20 protein-coding genes and 1 pseudogene are annotated in these 18,984 nt (G+C 70.6%); 11 read left to right on the top strand and 10 right to left on the bottom strand.

Features of this window, described 5'->3' with window-relative positions:
• On the bottom strand, positions 1 to 544 hold a 544-nt coding region (locus OGL88_RS15675; RefSeq protein ID WP_263092049.1), incomplete at its 3' end, for a hypothetical protein.
• A gap of 147 nt (positions 545 to 691) precedes the next feature.
• Between OGL88_RS15675 and OGL88_RS15670 the strand changes: the two genes are divergently transcribed.
• Genes OGL88_RS15670 through OGL88_RS15660 form a run of 3 tightly spaced genes read left to right on the top strand, consistent with a single transcriptional unit; the run spans position 692 to position 2,501 of the window.
• Positions 692 to 1,117: an organic hydroperoxide resistance protein gene (locus tag OGL88_RS15670; protein WP_123310325.1), complete on the top strand. Its 426-nt coding sequence runs from the start codon at positions 692 to 694 to the stop codon at positions 1,115 to 1,117.
• Positions 1,118 to 1,126: 9 nt separating this feature from the next.
• Complete coding sequence (locus OGL88_RS15665) at positions 1,127 to 1,513, top strand: YchJ family protein (protein ID WP_263092048.1); 387 nt, start codon at positions 1,127 to 1,129, stop codon at positions 1,511 to 1,513.
• A 34-nt stretch (positions 1,514 to 1,547) separates the two neighbouring features.
• Positions 1,548 to 2,501, top strand: a complete 954-nt coding sequence (locus OGL88_RS15660) for an SDR family NAD(P)-dependent oxidoreductase (RefSeq protein ID WP_263092047.1) — start codon at positions 1,548 to 1,550, stop codon at positions 2,499 to 2,501.
• A 29-nt stretch (positions 2,502 to 2,530) separates the two neighbouring features.
• Here OGL88_RS15660 and OGL88_RS15655 read toward each other — a convergent pair whose 3' ends face one another.
• Positions 2,531 to 3,397: a shikimate dehydrogenase family protein gene (locus OGL88_RS15655; RefSeq protein ID WP_263092046.1), complete on the bottom strand. Its 867-nt coding sequence runs from the start codon at positions 3,395 to 3,397 to the stop codon at positions 2,531 to 2,533.
• A 58-nt stretch (positions 3,398 to 3,455) separates the two neighbouring features.
• Between OGL88_RS15655 and OGL88_RS15650 the strand changes: the two genes are divergently transcribed.
• Positions 3,456 to 4,460 (top strand): iron-siderophore ABC transporter substrate-binding protein, encoded by a 1,005-nt coding sequence (locus tag OGL88_RS15650; RefSeq protein WP_263092045.1) that lies wholly within the window; start codon positions 3,456 to 3,458, stop codon positions 4,458 to 4,460.
• A 104-nt stretch (positions 4,461 to 4,564) separates the two neighbouring features.
• Here OGL88_RS15650 and OGL88_RS15645 read toward each other — a convergent pair whose 3' ends face one another.
• Entirely contained in the window at positions 4,565 to 4,969 is a 405-nt protein-coding gene (locus tag OGL88_RS15645) for a DUF1304 domain-containing protein (protein WP_123293628.1), read from the bottom strand.
• 60 nt (positions 4,970 to 5,029) lie between these two features.
• Between OGL88_RS15645 and OGL88_RS15640 the strand changes: the two genes are divergently transcribed.
• A complete protein-coding gene (locus OGL88_RS15640; RefSeq protein ID WP_123671988.1) occupies positions 5,030 to 5,353 on the top strand; it encodes a chorismate mutase in 324 nt (107 codons plus the stop codon).
• Positions 5,350 to 6,471, top strand: a complete 1,122-nt coding sequence (locus OGL88_RS15635; RefSeq protein ID WP_263092044.1) for a lactonase family protein — start codon at positions 5,350 to 5,352, stop codon at positions 6,469 to 6,471. The genes OGL88_RS15640 and OGL88_RS15635 overlap by 4 nt, the downstream gene beginning before the upstream one ends.
• A gap of 137 nt (positions 6,472 to 6,608) precedes the next feature.
• On the opposite strand, the gene OGL88_RS15630 is transcribed toward OGL88_RS15635, so the two are convergent.
• Genes OGL88_RS15630 through purS form a run of 4 tightly spaced genes read right to left on the bottom strand, consistent with a single transcriptional unit; the run spans position 6,609 to position 10,915 of the window.
• The gene (locus OGL88_RS15630; RefSeq protein WP_263092043.1) at positions 6,609 to 7,529 is read right to left on the bottom strand and encodes a 2-hydroxyacid dehydrogenase; all 921 of its coding nucleotides are present in this window, start codon (positions 7,527 to 7,529) and stop codon (positions 6,609 to 6,611) included.
• Positions 7,530 to 7,545: 16 nt separating this feature from the next.
• Positions 7,546 to 9,927, bottom strand: a complete 2,382-nt coding sequence (purL, locus tag OGL88_RS15625; protein WP_263092042.1) for a phosphoribosylformylglycinamidine synthase subunit PurL — start codon at positions 9,925 to 9,927, stop codon at positions 7,546 to 7,548.
• Positions 9,928 to 9,962: 35 nt separating this feature from the next.
• Positions 9,963 to 10,658 (bottom strand): phosphoribosylformylglycinamidine synthase subunit PurQ, encoded by a 696-nt coding sequence (gene purQ, locus OGL88_RS15620; RefSeq protein ID WP_111085606.1) that lies wholly within the window; start codon positions 10,656 to 10,658, stop codon positions 9,963 to 9,965.
• 5 nt (positions 10,659 to 10,663) lie between these two features.
• Positions 10,664 to 10,915 (bottom strand): phosphoribosylformylglycinamidine synthase subunit PurS, encoded by a 252-nt coding sequence (gene purS, locus OGL88_RS15615; protein WP_017886272.1) that lies wholly within the window; start codon positions 10,913 to 10,915, stop codon positions 10,664 to 10,666.
• Positions 10,916 to 11,103: 188 nt separating this feature from the next.
• Between purS and OGL88_RS15610 the strand changes: the two genes are divergently transcribed.
• Together OGL88_RS15610 and OGL88_RS15605 are read left to right on the top strand one after the other, a co-directional pair.
• Positions 11,104 to 11,718, top strand: a complete 615-nt coding sequence (locus OGL88_RS15610; RefSeq protein WP_263092041.1) for a PadR family transcriptional regulator — start codon at positions 11,104 to 11,106, stop codon at positions 11,716 to 11,718.
• Positions 11,715 to 13,253, top strand: a complete 1,539-nt coding sequence (locus OGL88_RS15605) for a DHA2 family efflux MFS transporter permease subunit (protein ID WP_263092040.1) — start codon at positions 11,715 to 11,717, stop codon at positions 13,251 to 13,253. Before OGL88_RS15610 ends, OGL88_RS15605 begins: the two co-directional genes overlap by 4 nt.
• A gap of 115 nt (positions 13,254 to 13,368) precedes the next feature.
• Here OGL88_RS15605 and OGL88_RS15600 read toward each other — a convergent pair whose 3' ends face one another.
• Both OGL88_RS15600 and OGL88_RS15595 read right to left on the bottom strand, forming a co-directional pair.
• Positions 13,369 to 14,187 carry a cytochrome c oxidase assembly protein gene (locus OGL88_RS15600; RefSeq protein WP_263092050.1) on the bottom strand — a complete coding sequence of 273 codons (819 nt, stop codon included), beginning with the start codon at positions 14,185 to 14,187 and terminating at the stop codon, positions 13,369 to 13,371.
• 148 nt (positions 14,188 to 14,335) lie between these two features.
• Positions 14,336 to 15,649, bottom strand: a complete 1,314-nt coding sequence (locus OGL88_RS15595; protein ID WP_263092039.1) for an acyltransferase family protein — start codon at positions 15,647 to 15,649, stop codon at positions 14,336 to 14,338.
• A gap of 169 nt (positions 15,650 to 15,818) precedes the next feature.
• On the opposite strand from OGL88_RS15595, the pseudogene OGL88_RS15590 reads away from it, so the two are divergent.
• A pseudogene (locus tag OGL88_RS15590) lies at positions 15,819 to 16,238 on the top strand (Fur family transcriptional regulator); the annotation flags it as partial.
• A 167-nt stretch (positions 16,239 to 16,405) separates the two neighbouring features.
• On the top strand, positions 16,406 to 17,935 hold the full coding sequence (locus tag OGL88_RS15585) for a catalase (protein ID WP_263092038.1): 1,530 nt from the start codon (positions 16,406 to 16,408) through the stop codon (positions 17,933 to 17,935).
• Between the two features lie 77 nt (positions 17,936 to 18,012).
• On the opposite strand, the gene OGL88_RS15580 is transcribed toward OGL88_RS15585, so the two are convergent.
• A complete protein-coding gene (locus tag OGL88_RS15580) occupies positions 18,013 to 18,579 on the bottom strand; it encodes a GNAT family N-acetyltransferase (protein WP_194648518.1) in 567 nt (188 codons plus the stop codon).
• Positions 18,580 to 18,683: 104 nt separating this feature from the next.
• On the opposite strand from OGL88_RS15580, the gene OGL88_RS15575 reads away from it, so the two are divergent.
• Entirely contained in the window at positions 18,684 to 18,965 is a 282-nt protein-coding gene (locus OGL88_RS15575; RefSeq protein ID WP_263092037.1) for a hypothetical protein, read from the top strand.
• Positions 18,966 to 18,984 lie beyond the last annotated feature (19 nt).

Here is an 18,984-nt window from a genome sequence, read left to right as displayed (position 1 = left end):
CGGTGACGGCACCGCTCGCCGGGATGAGGATCCAGACCGCGGAGAGACCGACGATGTCGTCGTTCGTCGAGACCGTGAAGACGTTGAGCAGCACGGTCGCGAGCAACGCGAGCGCCCACCCTCCCAGCAGCAGGTACCCGCGGAACGCTGCCCGGACCAGCAGATCGCGGGTCTCGGGCAAGCCGTGCAGGACGGCGTCACGGTGCTTCGGGTCGACCGTGGGAGGGTTGCGGCGGTAGTAGCGGGCGATCGCCTCCTGGGTGCGCCAGCCGATTCCGGGGATCGGCGGGACGTTCCAGCCCTTCGGCCCGACCGGTACGAAGCACGTGCCGATGAGTCCGATGCCGGAGGCGAACAGCACCGCCACGACGATCGCAGCGGCGACGGGGACGGAGCCGTCGTCGAAGGCCAGTTCGAGGACGACGAGGCCCGCCAGTGCGACGACGGCCACGATCACGCCGACGACCACGATGCGGCGGCGGCGCTGCACGCTGACGAGTGCGGGCAGTCGCTCCCGGTACACCTGCCACCCGATCTTGAACACGTGTCATGTCTACCCGGTTCGGAGTTGGCGTGCGTCAGAGTCGGCGGCGCCGGACACGCCCGGCGGCCCGGGCACGCGCGGGTGCCCGGGCCCGGTACCCCGGGCACGCGCAGCACACGTCCAGGTGGGCGCGATGACCTCGGTTCCATGAGTCTCGACATCGTCTACACCGCAGCCGCCCACGCCACCGGAGGCGGCCGCGACGGGCACGTCCGCAGCGAGGACGACCGGCTCGACCTGGACACCCGCCCGCCGAAGGAGATGGGCGGCAGCGGCGAGGGCACCAACCCCGAGCAGCTGTTCGCCGCCGGGTACGCCGCGTGCTTCCTCGGTGCACTGCACGCCGCGGGCAAGGAACTGGACCTCGACACCACCGGCGCCGAGGTCTCCGCCGAGGTCGGCATCGGCGGCACCGGCAACGGCGCCTTCGGCTTGGCCGTCGAACTCGACGTCTACGCCCCGGCCGCCCCGCAGGAGCAGCGCCAGCGCCTCGCCGAGCGCGCGCACGAGATCTGCCCGTACTCGAACGCCACCCGCGGCAACATCACCGTCACGCTGTCGATCGTCGACTAGCGTTCCGGCGTGGTCACCGACGAGACGCGCTGCCCCTGCCTGAGCGGCAACCCCTACGGCGAGTGCTGCGGCCCCCTGCACCGCGGCGCGGCCGCGCCGACCGCGGAGCGCCTGATGCGCTCACGCTTCAGCGCGTTCGCGCTGGGCCTGCCGGAGTACCTGTTGCTCACCTGGCACCCGCGCACCCGTCCGGCCGCCCTCGAGTTGGACGCGTCCCAGCGCTGGACCCGGTTGGACGTCCTGACGACGACCTCGGGAGGCCCGTTCGACTCCCGGGGCACGGTCGCGTTCCGCGCGTGGTGGCGTTCAGACGACGACCGCGGCACGCTCGAGGAGACGAGCGAGTTCGTCCGCGAGCAGGGACGATGGTTCTACGTGGACGGTGTCGTCGCCTGACGGCTCCGCACCACGCCAGCTGACAGGAGTCGACATGCCCGCACGCGACCTCACCCGCTTCGGCGACCGGACCACGGCCGCCGAGGTCGTCGACGGCCTCGACCTGACGGGGCGCACGGCGATCGTCACCGGCGCGGCTTCCGGCATCGGGGTGGAGACCGCCCGAGCGCTCGCCGGAGCCGGCGCGCGCGTGACGCTCGCCGTGCGGGACGTCGACGCCGGCCGACGTGTGGCGGAGGACATCGCCCGGACCTCGGGTCGGGACGCACCGGCCGTCGTCGAACTGCACCTGGACCGTCCCGGCTCCGTCGAGGCGTTCACCGCAGCGTGGTCGGGTCCGCTCGACGTGCTCGTCGCCAACGCCGGCATCATGGACGCGCCCGAGTCGTACACACCCGCCGGGTGGGAGTCGCAGTTCGCGACGAACCACCTCGGGCACTTCGCCCTCGCGCTCGGGCTGCACGACGCCCTGGCCGCCTCGGGTTCGGCGCGCATCGTCTCGGTGTCGTCGAGCGGGCACGGCGGTTCGCCCGTCGTGTTCGACGACCTGTTCTTCCGCCGGCGTCCCTACGAACCCGGCCTCGCCTACGGCCAGTCGAAGACCGCCAACGTGCTGTTCGCCGTCGCTGCCGGCCGGCGGTGGGCCGCCGACGGCATCACCGCGAACGCCCTGATGCCCGGCGGGATCTGGACCGGGCTGCAGAAGCACTGGGACCAAGAGGTCCTCGCCGCCACGAAGATCGCCGCGGCCGACGCCGTGAAGACCCCGGAGCAGGGAGCAGCGACCTCGGTCCTGCTCGCCACCGCACCGGAACTCGACGGGGTCACCGGCCGCTACTTCGAGGACTGCCACGAAGCAGCGGTGGTCGAGCGGATCGAGGACGGCCTGCACGGCGTGCTGCCCTGGGCGCTCGACCCGGACCAGGCCGACCGGCTGTGGGATGTCTCCGTCGCACTGCTCGACGCCGAGGCGCGGTCCCGCGGCTGACCGCGGGTCGCCGGTGTCGTCGTCTTCGGCTAGCTGCTGATGACGGCGGGCAGACCGACAGCCGTGCGCATCGCACGACGGACGGCGGCCTCGTCGGGCAGCAGCTCGTCCTCGTCACCGGTCAGGAAGAAGCGGATCTGCCCGATGGCCTGTTCGGTGAGCATGTCGAGGCCGTTCAGCACCCGGCCGCCCGCACCGGCCCAGCGCGACGCGACCGCGGTCGGCCACGGTTCGTAGGCGACGTCGAACAGCACGGCGTCCGACCCCGACGGCACCAGCTCGAGCGGGTCGGCCGCGCCGCCGGGCAGCGTCGACAGGACGAACCCGTGGTGGGTGCCGGGCAGGTCGGTGAGCGGCAGGACCTCGAGCGAGACGCCGAGCCGCACGGCCAGCTCCACGAGCGACCCGGCCTTCGCGGTGTCGCGCAGGAACACGCGCACGAGCGACGTCCCGAGCCGAACGGCCGCGGTCAGGGCGCTCGCCGCGGTCGCGCCACCGCCCAGGATCGTGGCCTCGCCGGGCAGGTGCCCGAGGGCCTCGACCGGACGGACGAGCCCCTGGACGTCGGTGTTGGCGCCCGCACGGACGATGCTGTCGCCCTCGCGGCGGAAGGCGACCGTGTTGGCGACCCCGAGCTCATCGACCAACGGGGTCGTGCGGTCGAGGAGCGGCAGCACCTCGCGCTTGAGGGGCATCGTGAGACTCAGCCCGCGCCATTCGGGACCAAGCCCCGCGACGAACGCGTCGAGCCCGCCGGACGCGACCTCGTGCCTCCCGTACGACCACCCCAACCCGAGCGTGTCGTAGGCCGCTTCGTGGAGCGTGGGGGAGAGCGAATGCGCGATGGGGGAGCCGAGCACCGCGAGGCGCGTGCGGTCTGGATCTGGGACGGCCACGATCACCCAGCCTATCCAGCTGATTTCCTGTACGCGCCGTTAGGTTAGGCTACCCTTCGTGATCCGCTCATCCCTTCGTCTCCGACGTATCCTCGCCGCTGCGGGTGCCGTCGTCGCAGCCTCTCTCGTCCTCGCCGGCTGTGCCTCCGGCTCCGGCTCGTCCGAGTCGTCTTCGGGATCGTCGTCCGACGGCGCCTTCCCGGTGTCCATCACGACCGGCCTCGGCACCACGACGATCGACTCGCAGCCGAAGCGCGTCGTCGCACTCGGCTGGGGCGACGCCGAGACCGCGCTCGAGCTCGGCGTGCAGCCGGTCGGCGCGAGCGACTGGCTCGCCTTCGGTGGCGACGGCGTCGGCCCGTGGCTCAAGGACGCGTACACGAAGTCGCCGAAGATCATCCAGACGCTCGAGCCGAGCTACGAGGACATCCTCAAGCTCAACCCGGACCTGATCCTCGACGTGAAGTCGTCGGGCGACAAGGACCGCTACGACAAGCTGTCCGCGATCGCGCCCACCGTCGCGATCCCGAAGGGCGGCGAGAACTACCTGGCGTCCACCGAGCAGCAGACCACGATGATCGCGAAGGCGCTCGGCAAGGAGTCCGAGGGCAAGAAGCTGCTCTCCGACCTCGACGACGCCTACGCCGCGGCGCGCAAGGCCCACCCGGACTTCGAGGGCAAGACCGCCGTCGTCGGTGCGTACAGCTCCGAGGGCTTCGGGGCGTACGCCTCCACCGACAGCCGCTCGTCGTTCATGAAGAACCTCGGGTTCACGATCCCGTCGGCCATCGACAAGGAAGCCGGCAAGGCGTTCTCCGTCACGCTGTCCGACGAGAACCTCGACCTGCTCGACGCCGACCTGACGCTGATCCTGCCGATCTACGTCGACGCGTCGAAGGCCGAGGCTGACCCGCTGTTCCAGAAGGTGCCGTCGGTCGAGGCCGGCCACTACATCGTCTTCGACGACAAGGACGTGTCGTCGGCGTTCTCGATGGGCACCACCGCTGCGATCGAGTGGGCGCTCGACAAGCTGCCGGCGCAGTTCGAGGACAAGCTCGGCTGACCTGGCCGGTCTTCACCCGCGAAAGCGACAGGGTGCCGCCGATGTTCGGCGGCACCCTGTCGCTTTTGCGTGGTGTTCGGGGCTGACGGTGTGGTCGGGACGGCTCAGACGGGGAAGCTCGAGCCGAGCAGTGCGAAGAGCAGCGCGATCAGCGGGAGCGTGCCCTGCTTGAACGCGGAGTTGACGTACTTGCGGCCGGAGCCGACCAGGATCACCGCGGCGCCGAGCATGCTCGCGGTCGAGAACACGACGAGGGTCCAGCCGGTCGCGGTGTTGCCCGCCAGCACCAGCACGACACCGAGGATCGCGCCGATCGCCAGGAACAGGTTGTAGAACCCCTGGTTGAACGCCAGGGAGCGGGTCGCGTCGGCCTCGGTCTCGGTCGCGATGCCGAACACCTTGCGGGCACGTGGGCTCGTCCAGATGATGGATTCGAGGAACCAGATGTACACGTGGACGAGGCCAGCGAGGACCGCACACACGCCCGAGATCACGAGCAAGACCGACATGTGCTCATTCTCGCAGGCGTCGGCGGGGTTCGGCTGCGTGTCCGCCAGTAGGCTCGGGGCATGAGCGACGACGTCACCCCGCCCGAGCCCGAAGCGACGGCCGTCGCCGAACTCCGGAGCATCCGGCAGAGCATCGACAACATCGACGCCGCCGTCATCCACATGCTCGCCGAGCGCTTCAAGTACACGCAGCGAGTGGGGCACCTGAAGGCCGAATCGGGCATGCCCGCCGCCGACCCGGACCGCGAACAGATCCAGGTCGCACGGCTCCGGAGCCTCGCCGCCGAGGCGCACCTCGACCCCGCCTTCGCGGAGAAGTTCCTCAACTTCATCGTCGCCGAGGTCATCCACCACCACGAGCGCATCGCCGGGCGCGACGAATGAGCGTCGACCTGCCGACCCTGCTCGTCGGTTCCTACACCGCCACCGGCGGCGGGAACGCGACCGGCATCTCCCTGGTCGACGGCGGCGCTGCCCGCTCGGGCACGGGCGCTCCGACGGTGGCGGTCGCTCGTACCGTCGCGGTGCTCGACGATCCCTCGTTCCTCGCCGTGTCGGGCGACCGCGTCTACGCCGTGTCCGAGACGAACGACGGCGGCGTCTCCGCCTTCCGGATGCAGAACGGCGCGCTCGAACACCTGTGGGACGCTTCCGCCGGCGGTGACGCTCCGTGCCACCTGCGGGTCGACCCGTCCGGGGCCCTCATCGTCACGAACTACGTCTCCGGCACCGTCACCGCCGTCTCCCTGGCGGCGGCCGAGTCGTTCTCCGCCTCGGTGCTCGCGAGCGACGGTGTCGTCCTGCCCGCCGACGGCGTGCACGGGCGCACCGACCGGCTCGCTGTCCCCGCCTCGGCCATCGCCGTCGCGACCCTGCCGGCTGCCACCGGCCCGGTGCAGGACCGGCAGGATGCGCCGCACGCGCACCAGTCCGTCGCGACGCCGGACGGCACGGTGCTCGTCGCCGACCTCGGTGGCGACGCGCTGCACGAGTTCCGCGTGACGGTGTCGGCCGACGGCGTCCCCACGCTCGAGGCCCTGCGCGTGCACCACGTGGCGCCAGGTGTCGGCCCGCGACACCTGGCCTGGTACAACGGCGACCTGTTCGTCGCCGGTGAGCTCGACGGCGCGGTCCACCGACTCCGCCGCGACGAGTCCGGCTCGCTCGTGACGATCGCCTCGACCCCGACGTTCGAGGGTGCGGTGGGGGAGTCGCTCCTCAGCCACATCGAGGTCGACGACGCCGGACTCGTGACCGTCGCCGTCCGTGGCCGCGACCTGATCGTGGTGCTCGACGCTGCCGGCGACGGGCTCGCGCTCGTCGGGTCCGCGTCGTGCGGGGGTGCCTGGCCGCGGCACTTCGCCCGGGTGCCCGGGTACGTGCTCGTCGCCAACGAGCGGTCGGACGCCATCGCCGTGCTGCCGATCGGCGCCCACGGCGTGCCGGGCGAGGCCGTCGAGCAGATCGCCGTCGGTACCCCGACGTGCATCGTCCCGCTCTGACCGCGTGCTTGCTGGAGCTCGCCTGACGCCGTCGTGTCGCGACGACGCCTCGTTGTTCACGAGACGCCGCTGAATTCGGGGGCGTCTCGTCGACACTGAGGCGTCGGACGGAGACGACGGCGTGTTCCGACGGGTCGCTAGCGCTCGATCAGGTTCTCGAACGGGCGACCCTCGGCCAGCGCGGCGACCTGCCGACGCATCAGGTCGATCGACCGCGGGACGCTCAGGTCGGTGTTGCCCCCGACGTGCGGCGTGAGGACGGTGTTCGGCGTCGTCCAGAGCGGGTGGCCGTCGGGCAGGGGCTCGGGGTCGGTGACGTCGAGCGCCGCGAACAGCCGCTCGGACTGCAACTCCGCCACCAGCGCATCGGTGTCGACGACCTTGCCGCGGGCGACGTTCACCACCAGGGCGCCGTCGGGCAGCGCGGCCAGCAGCTCGGCGTCGACCAGCCGTTCGGTCTCGTCCGTCAGCGGCGCGATGAGCACGAGGACGTCCGTCGTCGGTGCCAGCTCGGGCAGCTCGCCGAACGCGTGCACGTGGCGACCGTCCTGGTCGCGAGCGGTGCGGGCCACCACGGTGACCTCGGTGCGGAACGCCTCGAACCGGGTGGCGATCGCCGACCCGATCGCGCCGTAGCCGACGACCGTGACCCGGCGGTCGGCCAGGGACCGGGTCTCCCGGGCGTCCCACACACCGTTCGCGCGATCGGCCTGGAACGCCCCGAGCTCACGCAGCGAGGTCAGCGCCAGGCCGACGGCGAGCTCGGCGGTCTCGTCGTCGTGGATCCCCCGACCGTTCGCCAGCTGGGCGTGACCGGGCACGTGCGGCACCGCGTGCTCGTAGCCGGCGCTCGGCAGCTGCAGGAGCTCGAGCGCCGGCAGGTCGTGCACGAACTGCCAGCGGTGCCGTCCACCGAAGTAGAACGGCAGGAACGTGATCGCGACGTCGTCCGGGCGACCGTACGGCGCCTCGACGTCCCACACGTCCAGCTCGATGCCGTCCGGCACGGGGCCGAACCGGTCGACGAGCTCCGCGAAGGGCAGGGTGACGATGGGCACGCGGTGTCCGCCGGGCCTAGGAGTCCGTGCGCGGCGAGAACGCACCGTCGGAGTCGAGCGGCCCACGGCCGACGTACCCCTCGGTGACGTCCTCGACGATCACGTCGCCGAAGCGGGCCGGCAGCGTCGCGTTGTGCGTGCCGCGGAGCTCGTCGAGCGTCGCCGTGAACGCACCCTGGACCTCGAGCGCGTTCGACGTGGCGTCGGTCACGCCGATGCGCAGGACCGGGAAGCCCCGACCGTCGCACAGACCCTGGAAACGGACGTCGTCCTCGCGGCGGACGGTCACGATGACGCGACCGGTCGACTCGGAGAACAGCGCGGTCGCCGTGTCGACGCCGTCGCGGGCCTCGAGCTCGTCGAGGACCACGCGGGCGCCGAGGCCGAAGCGGAGCACCGACTCGGCGAGCGACTGGCCGAGGCCACCGTCCGCCAGGTCGTGCGCACTCGTCAGCAGCTGCTCGCCGCTCGCTGCGAAGAGCAGCTCGGCGAGCTCCTTCTCGCGACCGAGGTCGACCGCCGGCGGACGACCGCCGAGGTGGCCGTGCACCGTGCCGGCCCACGCCGACCCGTCGAGCTCGAGGCTCGTGGTGCCGAGCAGGTAGATGTTGTGGCCGTCGTCCTGCCAGCCCGACGGGACGCGCTTGGCGACGTCGTCGATGACACCGAGCACACCGACGACCGGGGTCGGGTGGATCGGGGTCGTGCCGGTCTGGTTGTAGAACGACACGTTGCCGCCGGTGACGGGGATGCCGAGCTCCATGCAGCCGTCGGCCAGGCCCTCGACCGCTTCGGAGAACTGCCACATGACCTCGGGGTTCTCGGGGGAACCGAAGTTCAGGCAGTCGGTGACCGCAGCGGGGACGGCACCGGTGACGGCGACGTTCCGGTACGCCTCGGCCAGGGCCAGACGAGCGCCCTGCTTCGGGTCGAGCTGGCAGTAGCGGCCGTTGGCGTCGGTGGCGATGGCGACACCGAGACCCGTTTCCTCGTCGACGCGGATCATGCCGCCGTCGTCGGGGAAGGACAGGGCCGTGTTGCCGAGCACGTAGGTGTCGTACTGGTTCGTGACCCAGTTCTTGGACGACAGGTTCGGCGAGCCGAGCAGGCTGAGGAACTGCGCCTTGAGGGCTGGGCCGTCGGCCGGACGGTCGAGCGACGCCGCGGTGTCGGCCTGCAGCGCGTCGATCCAGGTCGGGTAGGCGACCGGGCGGTCGTAGACCGGGCCGTCGACGGCGACGGTGCGCGGGTCGACGTTCACGATCTCCTGGCCCTGCCAGTCGATGACGAGACGGCCGGTGCCGGTGACCTCGCCCAGGACGCTGGTCTCGACCTCCCACTTGCCGACGACGCTCAGGAACTCGTCGAGCTTGTCGGGGCGGACGACCGCCATCATGCGCTCCTGGCTCTCCGACATCAGGATCTCTTCGGCCGTGAGCGTGGGATCGCGCAGCAGGACGTCGTCGAGCGAGATGTGCATGCCACCGTCACCGTTGCTCGCGAGCTCGGACGTGGCGCAGGAGATGCCCGCGGCGCCGAGGTCCTGGATGCCCTCGACCAGTTCCTTCTGGAACAGCTCGAGGCAGCACTCGATCAGGACCTTCTCGGCGAAGGGGTCACCGACCTGGACGGCGGGACGCTTGGTCGGGCCGCCCTCGGTGAAGGTGTCGGACGCCAGGATCGACGCGCCGCCGATGCCGTCGCCACCGGTGCGGGCACCGAACAGCACGACCTTGTTGCCGGCACCGGACGCGTTCGCCAGGTGCAGGTCCTCGTGCCGCAGGACGCCGACCGCCAGGGCGTTGACCAGCGGGTTGCCCTGGTACACCGGGTCGAAGTAGGTCTCGCCGCCGATGTTCGGCAGGCCGAGGCAGTTGCCGTAGAACGAGATGCCACCGACGACGCCGTGCACGACGCGTGCGGTGTCCTCGTGGTCGATCGCGCCGAAGCGGAGCTGGTCCATCACGGCGACCGGGCGTGCACCCATCGAGATGATGTCGCGGACGATGCCGCCGACACCCGTCGCGGCGCCCTGGTACGGCTCGACGTAGGACGGGTGGTTGTGCGACTCGACCTTGAAGGTCACCGCCCAGCCGTTGCCGACGTCGACGACACCGGCGTTCTCGCCCATGCCGACCATCAGGTTCTTCGTCATCTCCGGCGTGACCTTCTTGCCGAACTGACGGAGGTAGTTCTTCGAGGACTTGTAGGAGCAGTGCTCGGACCACATGACGGAGTACATCGCCAGCTCGCCCGAGGTGGGGCGGCGGCCGAGGATCTCCTTGATGCGGGCGTACTCGTCCGGCTTCAGGCCGAGCGCGTCGTACGGCTGGTCCTTGTCGGGAGTCGCCGCGGCATCCTGCACGGTGTCGGGCTTCGGGCGCACGTAAGTCGTCACGGTGTTGTCGTTCCCTGTCACTGGAGTCGCGGCCGTCACTTGACGAGCGTCGACTCGATCACGGAGGTGAAGAAGGTGAGGCCGTCCGTGCCGGAGGCCATGGCAGCGGCGGTGTCCGGGCCGAACCCGGGCTCGGTCGCGTGCTCGGGGTGCGGCATCAGGCCCACGACGTTGCCGCGCTCGTTCGAGACGCCGGCGATGTCGTCGATCGACCCGTTCGGGTTCACGCCGACGTAACGGAACACGACCTGGCCGTTGTCCTCGATGCGCTTGATCTCGTCAGCGTCGGCGACGAACCGGCCGTCGGCGTTCTTGAGCGGGATCGTGATCTCCTGCTGCGCGGTGAACCCGGAGGTCCAGGCGGTCGAGGTGGTCTCGACGCGGAGCTTCTGGTCGCGGCGGATGAACTGCTGGTGCGCGTTGCGGGTGTGCGCCCCGGGGACCAGACGGGCCTCGGCCAGCATCTGGAAGCCGTTGCAGATGCCGAGCACGGGCATGCCCTTGCCGGCAGCGTCGATGACCTCGGCCATGATCGGCGCCTTCGCGGCGATCGCGCCGGCGCGCAGGTAGTCGCCGTACGAGAACCCTCCGGGCAGCACGATGGCGTCGACGCCCTGCAGGTCGTGGTCGCCGTGCCAGAGGGCGACGGGGTCGGCGCCGGCGAGACGGACCGCGCGCTGGGCGTCACGGTCGTCGAGGGAGCCGGGGAAGGTGATGACGCCGATGCGCATCCGGGTCACTGCCCTTCGACGGTGACCGAGACGACGTCCTCGATGACCGCGTTCGAGAAGACGTCGGCGGCGATGTCGCGGACCTCGGCCAGCTTGGCGTCGTCGACGGGGCCGTCGACGGTCACCTCGAAGCGCTTGCCGATGCGGACGTTGGTCAGGTCGGCCTTGCCCAGACGGGCGAGGGCGTTGCCCACCGCCTTGCCCTGGGGGTCGAGGATCTCAGCCTTGGGCATGACCTCGACGACGATCGTTGGCACGTGTTCTCTCCAGCGCTTCAGGGGTGGGGGACGCGACCAGTCTACGGGGCGCGCGCGACACGCCGGGACGGATCCGGGCCTCCTGTGGGGAACGTGCTGTGCGTTTGCTCACCTGTGTTCCACTCCGTATATTCGAAGTCGAATAGTCCAGTCGGAAGACTGCCGCATCGATCCGTCAGGAGGCCCGCATGGCGTCGCTCACGCCGCTCGCGTTCGCCGCGCTCGACCTGCTGAACGAGGCCCCGATGCACCCGTACGAGATGTTCCAGACGATGGTCCACCGGCAGGAGGAGCGGAACGTCAAGGTCCGCCCGGGCACCCTGTACCACCAGGTCGGCCGCCTCGCCGAGCTCGGGTTCGCCGAGGTCGTGGGCACCGACCGCGACGGCAACCGGCCGGAACGCACCACGTACACGATCACCGACGCGGGCCGCGCAGCGCTCGCGGACGGGCTCCGCCGCATGGTGGCGGAGCCCGCGGACGAGTTCCCGGAGTTCCACCTGGCGCTCTCCGTGCTCGAGAACCTGCCGCACACCGAGGCGGTCGATGCCGTCCGGGCCCGGATCGTCGCACTCGAACGGGAGCGCGACGACTACGACCAGGCACTCCAGCGCGTGCAGGCCAAGCAGCTGACCGAGCGGTACTGGCTCGACGTGTCGTACGTCCGTGCGATGCTCGCCGCGCAGATCGAGTGGCTCAGCACCACCGTCGACCGCATCGCCAGCGGCGACCTCCCCTGGGACGGCCCGGCCGTCCCCACCGACACTGACTTCCCCACGAACAGCAAGGACACCACTCGATGACCACCGTCACGCCTCCGCGGACGACCGAGAAGAAGCCGTGGCCCGCCCTCTGGGCGCTCGTCGTCGGCTTCTTCATGATCCTCGTCGACTCGACCATCGTGTCGGTCGCCACCCCCACCATCGCGCAGAAGCTCGACGCGGACATCAACTCCGTGATCTGGGTGACGAGCGCGTACCTGCTCGCCTACGCCGTGCCGCTGCTCATCACCGGCCGGCTCGGTGACCGCTTCGGCCCGAAGGTCATGTACCAGATCGGCCTCGTGGTCTTCACGCTCGCCAGCCTCTGGTGCGGTCTGTCCGGCTCGATCGAGATGCTCATCGTGGCCCGTGTCGTGCAGGGCCTCGGCGCCGCGATGATGAGCCCGCAGACGATGTCCGTCATCACGCGCATCTTCCCGCCGCAGAACCGCGGTGCCGCGATGGGTCTGTGGGGCGCCGTCGCCGGTGTCGCCTCGCTCGTCGGCCCGATCGTCGGCGGCCTGCTCGTCGACGGCTTCGGCTGGGAGTGGATCTTCTTCGTGAACGTCCCCGTCGGTGTCGTGGCGTTCGTGCTCGCGCAGCGTTTCGTGCCGTCCTTCGACCGCCACGGGCACCGCTTCGACTACCTCGGTATCTTCCTGTCCGCCGCGGGGCTGTTCCTGCTCGTCTTCGGCATCCAGGAGGGCGAGACCTACGACTGGGGCACCATCGCCGGGCCGATCTCGGTGTGGTCGCTCATCATCGTCGGCCTCGTGGTGCTCGCCGGGTTCGTCGTCTGGCAGGGCGTGCAGAAGGACGAGCCGCTGCTGCCCCTCGGTCTGTTCAAGGACCGCAACTTCACCCTGGCCAACGTCGCCATCACGGCCGTCGGTGTCGCGATCGCCTCGTTCGCGCTGCCGATCATGCTCTGGGCGCAGGACGTCCTGCGGTTCTCGCCGACCCAGGCTGCGCTGCTCCTCGTACCGCAGGCCGTGCTGTCCGCCGGCCTCGCCCCGCTCGTCGGCAAGAACCTCAACCGGTGGAACCCGCGCTGGGTCGCCGCGTTCGGGCTCGCGTGCTTCTCGGCCGGGCTGTTCTGGTTCGGCGCCCTGCTGTCGTCGAGTGCCGACTGGGGATGGGTGCTCCTGCCGAGCGCGCTCCTCGGCATCGCCAACGCGTGCATGTGGGGTCCGCTGTCCGTCTCGGCGACGCGCAACCTGCCGCCGAAGCTGGCCGGTGCCGGCTCGGGCGTCTACAACACGACGCGTCAGATCGGTGCCGTGCTCGGTTCCGCCGGCATCGCGGCGCTGATGGAGGCCCGGATCACCGCGAACTTCCCGGCCTCGACCGGCGGGACCTCCGCCGGTGGTGCCGAGCAGCAGGTCGGCGGACTGCCCGGGTTCCTGCTCGAGCCGTTCTCGCGGGCCATGGGAGAGTCGCTGTTCCTGCCGGCGATCGTGCTCGTCGCAGCGATCGTGGCGGCGCTGTTCCTGGCGAAGCCGAAGCAGACCGTCGCCTGGCAGCAGACCGGTGGCGTGACCGCGCAGCCCGAGGCAGCCGGAGCCCCGTCGAAGTAGGAACGCGCACAGTTCGTGAGCAGAAATGGTCGGGTCGCCTGCGGGCACCCGATCATTTCTGCTCACCATGCGCCGCCCGCGCCCGCGCCCGCGCCCCCGCGCTGCGCTCGCGCGCTCAACCCCGGCGCTGCAGGTGCTCCCGCGTCAACTCGTCGATCTGCTCGTCGGTCAGGGCGTCGACGGCGTGGGCCTCGCGGCGATCGGTCCGCTGCCACCGGATGAACAGCGAGATGAGCACGGGGATGTCCGCCACCTCGGCGATGAACCACAGCAGGTCGCCCGCCAGGTGCTGATCGCGCAGCGGCGACGGGAACCACGGTTGCCCCACGGCCTGCACCACCGACCCGTCGAGCACGTGGTTCGTGATCCGGAGCACGATGCCCGGCACCGCGTCGATCATCAGCTCCACGAAGGCGAGCAGGAACTCCGCGGTGACGAACGTCGACGACCGCAGCACACCGGGTTCCGACAGCGGAGCGAGCAGCCCGAACCCGAGCATCGGCACCGTCACCGTGATCACGACGGCCCAGACGGACGATTCGCGCAGGGTCGCCGCGAACGGTGTCAGCAAGAGGCCGAACAGGACGAGGGCGACGAGCGGCGCGACGATCGCGTTGCCGAGCAGGCGCACTGGACGCGACCGCATGGCGGCGTCGGCGGCGTGCGCGAGGCGATCCGGGCCTCCTGTCCGGAGCAACGAGACGGGCGCACCGAGCGCGGCGAAGGTGGGGACCGCGAAGAAGAGCAGGGCGGACCGCAGCACGAACGCCCACCGCAGCTGCTGGTCGTACACGCCGACGATGCCGAACTGCAGGATCCCGAACAGCACCAGTGCGGCGAGGAAGGCGAGGGTGCGCCACCAGGGCCAGCGCGCGCCGCGACGTGCGGCGCCGACGATCCACCAGCCGTAGGCGACCGCGGCGACGGCGATCATCACCGCGGACAGGGGATCGAACCGCCAGGTGCTCCAGAACTCGGGTGTCGACGGCGTCGGGTGCCTCCAGGGGATCGGCCTGCCGCCATCCTCTGCCCGGCGCGTGTGCCGGTGCAGGCCCGAGGCGCCCCGAACGGTGAGAACCGGTTCAGATCCGGGTGACGCCCCGGGCCGGCGTGGTCCGCGAGAGCAACCACACCCCGATCGGCACGGCCACGGCGCCGACGACCGCGACCGCGAACGACAGGTGCAGCTGCATCACCAGGAACGCCGGACCGATCGTGCAGAGCGCAGCGACAGCGACGACCGGCCACGACGGGCGGTCGGCCGAGGGCAGCAGCCGGGGGAGTGGGCGGTCGAACCAGCGGAGTGCCCGAGCAACCCCGAGCGCGACGGCGAGCACCGCGACCAGCGCGATCAGCCGGGACACCCACCACCCGCCGGAGCCCGGCGTCGGGAACGGCAGCCCGACCAGCAGGGCGATCCCGTTCAGCGCGATGAAGAGCGGCAGGTGCCACAGGTAGATGGTCATGCCGTCGCGGCCGAGGACGAACACGGCGCCGAGCGCAGCCCTGGTGCGCATCAGGCGGGTGAGCGGAGCGTGCACGAGCTGGACCAGGCAGGCCTGCGCGATCGCGAGGAACGCCAGCGGGAGCATCGGCGGGTTGAGGTCCTGCAGCATGTCCGGTGCCCACAAACCGACCGAGGTCATCGGGACGAGCAGGGCGTAGGCGGCGACGGCCACCGCGAGCAGGAGCGCCTTCGACCGCCGAGCGAACCAGCCGTCGGCCCAGAGGAACCCGAGCTGTTGCGCGAAGAGCCACACGGGCCCGAGGTTGAGCAGTCCGACCTCGGCGACCCCGGTGGCCAGGCGGACCGCGTCGACCACCGCCGCGAGCACGAGCAACACGCCGAGGGTCGCCCAGGGCGCGCGCTCGTGGAACCGCATCATCAGCGGCACGCAGCACTGCGTGATGCCGTAGGCGGCGAGGAACCAGAGCGGTGAGCCGATGCCGAACGCGACCTCGGCGAGGAGGTCCGGCGGGGTGCCGGCGGCCGTGGCCACACCGAGCCCGAGCGCGAGGAAGAGGAACAGCGGAACCGCGGGCCGGAACAGGCGCACGAGGCGGGTGGCCAGGTAGTCGCGAGCAGGGCTCGGTCCACCGCGGGCGACGGTGCTTCGCCAGCCGACTGCGCTCGCGAAGCCGCCGACCACGAAGAAGAGGGGCATCACCTGCCCGACCCAGGTGGCGGCGACGTACCACGGGAGTTCCTGCAGGGGGCTCGTCACCCGCACTCCGTGGTCGTCGGACGCGACGCCGACCATCGTGACGTGCACGATGACGACGAGGACGACGCAGGCCGTCCGGATGAGGTCGACGACCAGGTCCCGCTTCGCGATGATCCCCCGGACGTCCGGTGCGCTGTTCGCCTGTTCAGACAGGCCGTGGCTCGTGGACATGTCGGGACGTTAGCGTGCGGAACGGTCGGTCCAGCGTTGGTCCAGCTGATCGCGACCGGATCGTGACACTTCGTATTCCGGTCGCGGCATGTGTCAGACCGCTGGGCTCCGGAGGAAGCTCGTGTACAGTGAACGAGTTGTCTTGATTCCTGCAAAAGAAAGGCTCAGCTTGGACGCCGACGCCGATCTGCTCCGCACCTCGGGCCTCCGGGTCACGACCCCGCGACTCGCGGTGCTGCGTGCCACCGGATCCATGCCGCACGCCACCGCGGACGACATCGTCACGGCGCTCACGGCGGAACTCCCGACGACCAGTCACCAGGCCGTCTACGGGGTCCTCGCCGCACTCACCGGCGTCGGCCTCGTCCGTCGCATCGAACCGGCCGGCAGCCCCGCGCGGTACGAGCGACGGACCGGGGACAACCACCACCACATCGTCTGCACGCTGTGCGGCGCGATCGAGGACGTCGACTGCGCCGTCGGGCACTCGCCCTGCCTGACGCCGTCGGACGCGCACGGCTTCGCCGTCACCACCGCAGAGGTCACGTACTGGGGCATCTGCGAGCGGTGCGCCGCGGCCGAGCGCGACGACGCCGGCGATGACGCAGGCGCACCCGGCGCAAGCGCAGGCGCAGGCGCACCCGGCGCAAGCACAAGCGCAGACGAGCCCGGCGCGAGCGCGCCAGACGCCCCGCGCGCCCCCTGAACCACCCGAGCACCCCTGACCGAACCAACCGTTCCACCCAAGGAGGAACCGTGTCCGACCAGAACACGACGCCCGGCCAGCCGGCCGGCACCCCCACCACGACCACCAACTCCGGCGCTCCCGTCTCGAGCGACGAGCACTCGATGGGCGTCGGGGCCGACGGCCCCCTCGCGCTGCACGACCACTACCTGGTCGAGAAGCTCGCCCAGTTCAACCGCGAGCGCGTGCCGGAGCGCGTCGTCCACGCGAAGGGCGGCGGTGCCTTCGGCACCTTCACCGTCACGCAGGACGTCAGCAAGTACACCCGCGCCGCGTTCCTGCAGCCGGGTCAGCAGACCGAGATGCTCACGCGCTTCTCGTCCGTCGCCGGTGAGCAGGGTTCGCCCGACACGTGGCGCGACCCCCGTGGTTTCGCGCTGAAGTTCTACACGTCCGAGGGCAACTACGACCTCGTCGGGAACAACACCCCCGTCTTCTTCATCCGTGACGGCATCAAGTTCCCCGACTTCATCCGCTCGCAGAAGCGCCTGCCCGGCTCGCACCTGCGCGACCACGACATGCAGTGGGACTTCTGGACCCTGTCGCCCGAGTCGGCGCACCAGGTCACGTGGCTGATGGGTGACCGCGGCCTGCCCGCGTCGTGGCGCGAGATGGACGGCTTCGGCTCGCACACCTACCAGTGGATCTCGGCCTCGGGCGAGCGCTTCTGGGTGAAGTACCACTTCCTGACCGAGCAGGGCCACAAGACCCTGACGCAGGAGGACGCCGACCGCATCGCCGGCGAGGACGCGGACTTCCACATCCGCGACCTCCACGCGGCGATCGAGCGTGGGGACTTCCCGCGCTGGACCCTCAAGGTGCAGGTCATGCCGTACGAGGACGCCGCGAGCTACCGCTTCAACCCGTTCGACCTGACGAAGGTGTGGCCGCACGCGGACTACCCACTCATCGAGGTCGGCACGATGGAGCTCAACCGCAACCCGGAGAACTACTTCGCCGAGATCGAGCAGGCGACGTTCGCCCCGTCGAACTTCGTGCCCGGCATCGCCGCCAGCCCGGACAAGATGCTCCTCGCGCGCATCTTCAGCTACGCGGACGCCCACCGCTACCGCGTCGGCACCAACCACGCGCAGCTGCCGGTGAACGCCCCGAAGAACGAGGTGCACTCGTACTCGAAGGACGGCGCGATGCGCTTCGACTTCCAGAAGTCCGAGGTGCCCGTGTACGCCCCGAACTCGCTCGGCGGCGCACACGCCGACCCGACCGCGACCGACGACGTGCCCGGTTGGGAGTCGGACGGTGCGCTGCAGCGCTCCGCCGCGACCCTCCACCCCGAGGACGACGACTTCGGCCAGGCCGGCACGATGGTCCGCGAGGTCCTCGACGACGCCGCCCGCGAGCGCCTGGTCGGCAACATCGCCGGTCACGTCTCGAAGGTGACGCGCGACGACCTGCGAGAGCGCGTGTTCGCGTACTGGACGAACGTCGACGCCGACCTCGGTGCGCGCGTGCGCGCCGCGGTCGTGCCGAGCGCGCCGGGTTCGAACGAGGACCCGGAGACGGTTGCGGTCGAGGCGTAAGCCCCGCTCCACCACCTGACGGACGGGAGGCACGGTGCCAGCTGGCACCGTGCCTCCCGTCCGTTCGTGGTCTGGTCCTAGACCTCTTGGCCGTTCAGCCAGATCGGGCCGGCCGGCCAGTCCTCGAGCGCTGCGGCCACCGGCCGCACCATCCAGCCGCCCTGCTCCGTGTTCGTGATGCCGGCGCCCTCGGCGGTGAACGCCGAGAAGGTGCCGACGACCTCGGGGAACTCGTGCCAGCCGAGCTTCGCGTAGAAGGGGATGCGGTTCTCTCCCGCGCCGAGGAAGCCGTACGGCACCGCGAGCCCGTCGAGCACGGCGTGCGTGCGCTCCATGAGCTCCCGGCCCCTGCCCGATCCCTGCAGCCGCGGCGACACGGCGACGAGACCGGTGTCGCCGACCAGGACATCGCGCCCACCCACCGTGATGAACATGCGGCGGATCCCGACGTGTGCCAGGACGACGCCGTCCTGGTCGCGGGCGAGGACCCGGCGCTCGGGTTGCATGCCGGACCAGCTGCGGCCGCCCACGTACCAGTGGGACCAGTCCGGGAACGCCTGCGCGAGCAGTGCTGCGATCGCTTCGTGGTCCGGGAGCGAGAGGGAGCTCTCCTCGACCACCTCCCACCGGATGTCATCAGTCACGCGTCCATCCTGCACGGATGTCGAGGAAGCCGTTGCCTCCGTGTTCTGACCGGTAATACGTTAACGGTGACATCAGGGCGGTGTCGCAACGAAAGGGGAGATCGATGTCGATCAAGAACGTCGTGCTGGGTGCGGTCGTGCTGGGGAGTGTCGTGGGCGGTGGGATCGCGGTCGATGCCGCGACGGCGCCGGAGGCGAGTGCTGCGTGCTACGGGTCGGTGACCTGGACGAAGGGAAAGAACAACTCGTGTGGCAACGGCGCGCGACACTGGAACGCGATCAGGAACGCGCCGTCGAAGTACGGAAAGTGGGTCGGCAGGGGAGCGATCTCACAGCAGACCGCTTGCTGGGCCAACGCTGTCTCCTACGGGATGACGGCGCGGTAGATGCGCCGTCCGCTCGGCG

The organism is Curtobacterium sp. RIT-PI-V, from assembly GCF_025642935.1.
Taxonomy (GTDB): Bacteria; Actinomycetota; Actinomycetes; order Actinomycetales; family Microbacteriaceae; genus Curtobacterium.
The sequence above is the reverse complement of the archived record's forward strand: the minus strand, read 5'-3'. Positions and strand labels throughout refer to the sequence as shown.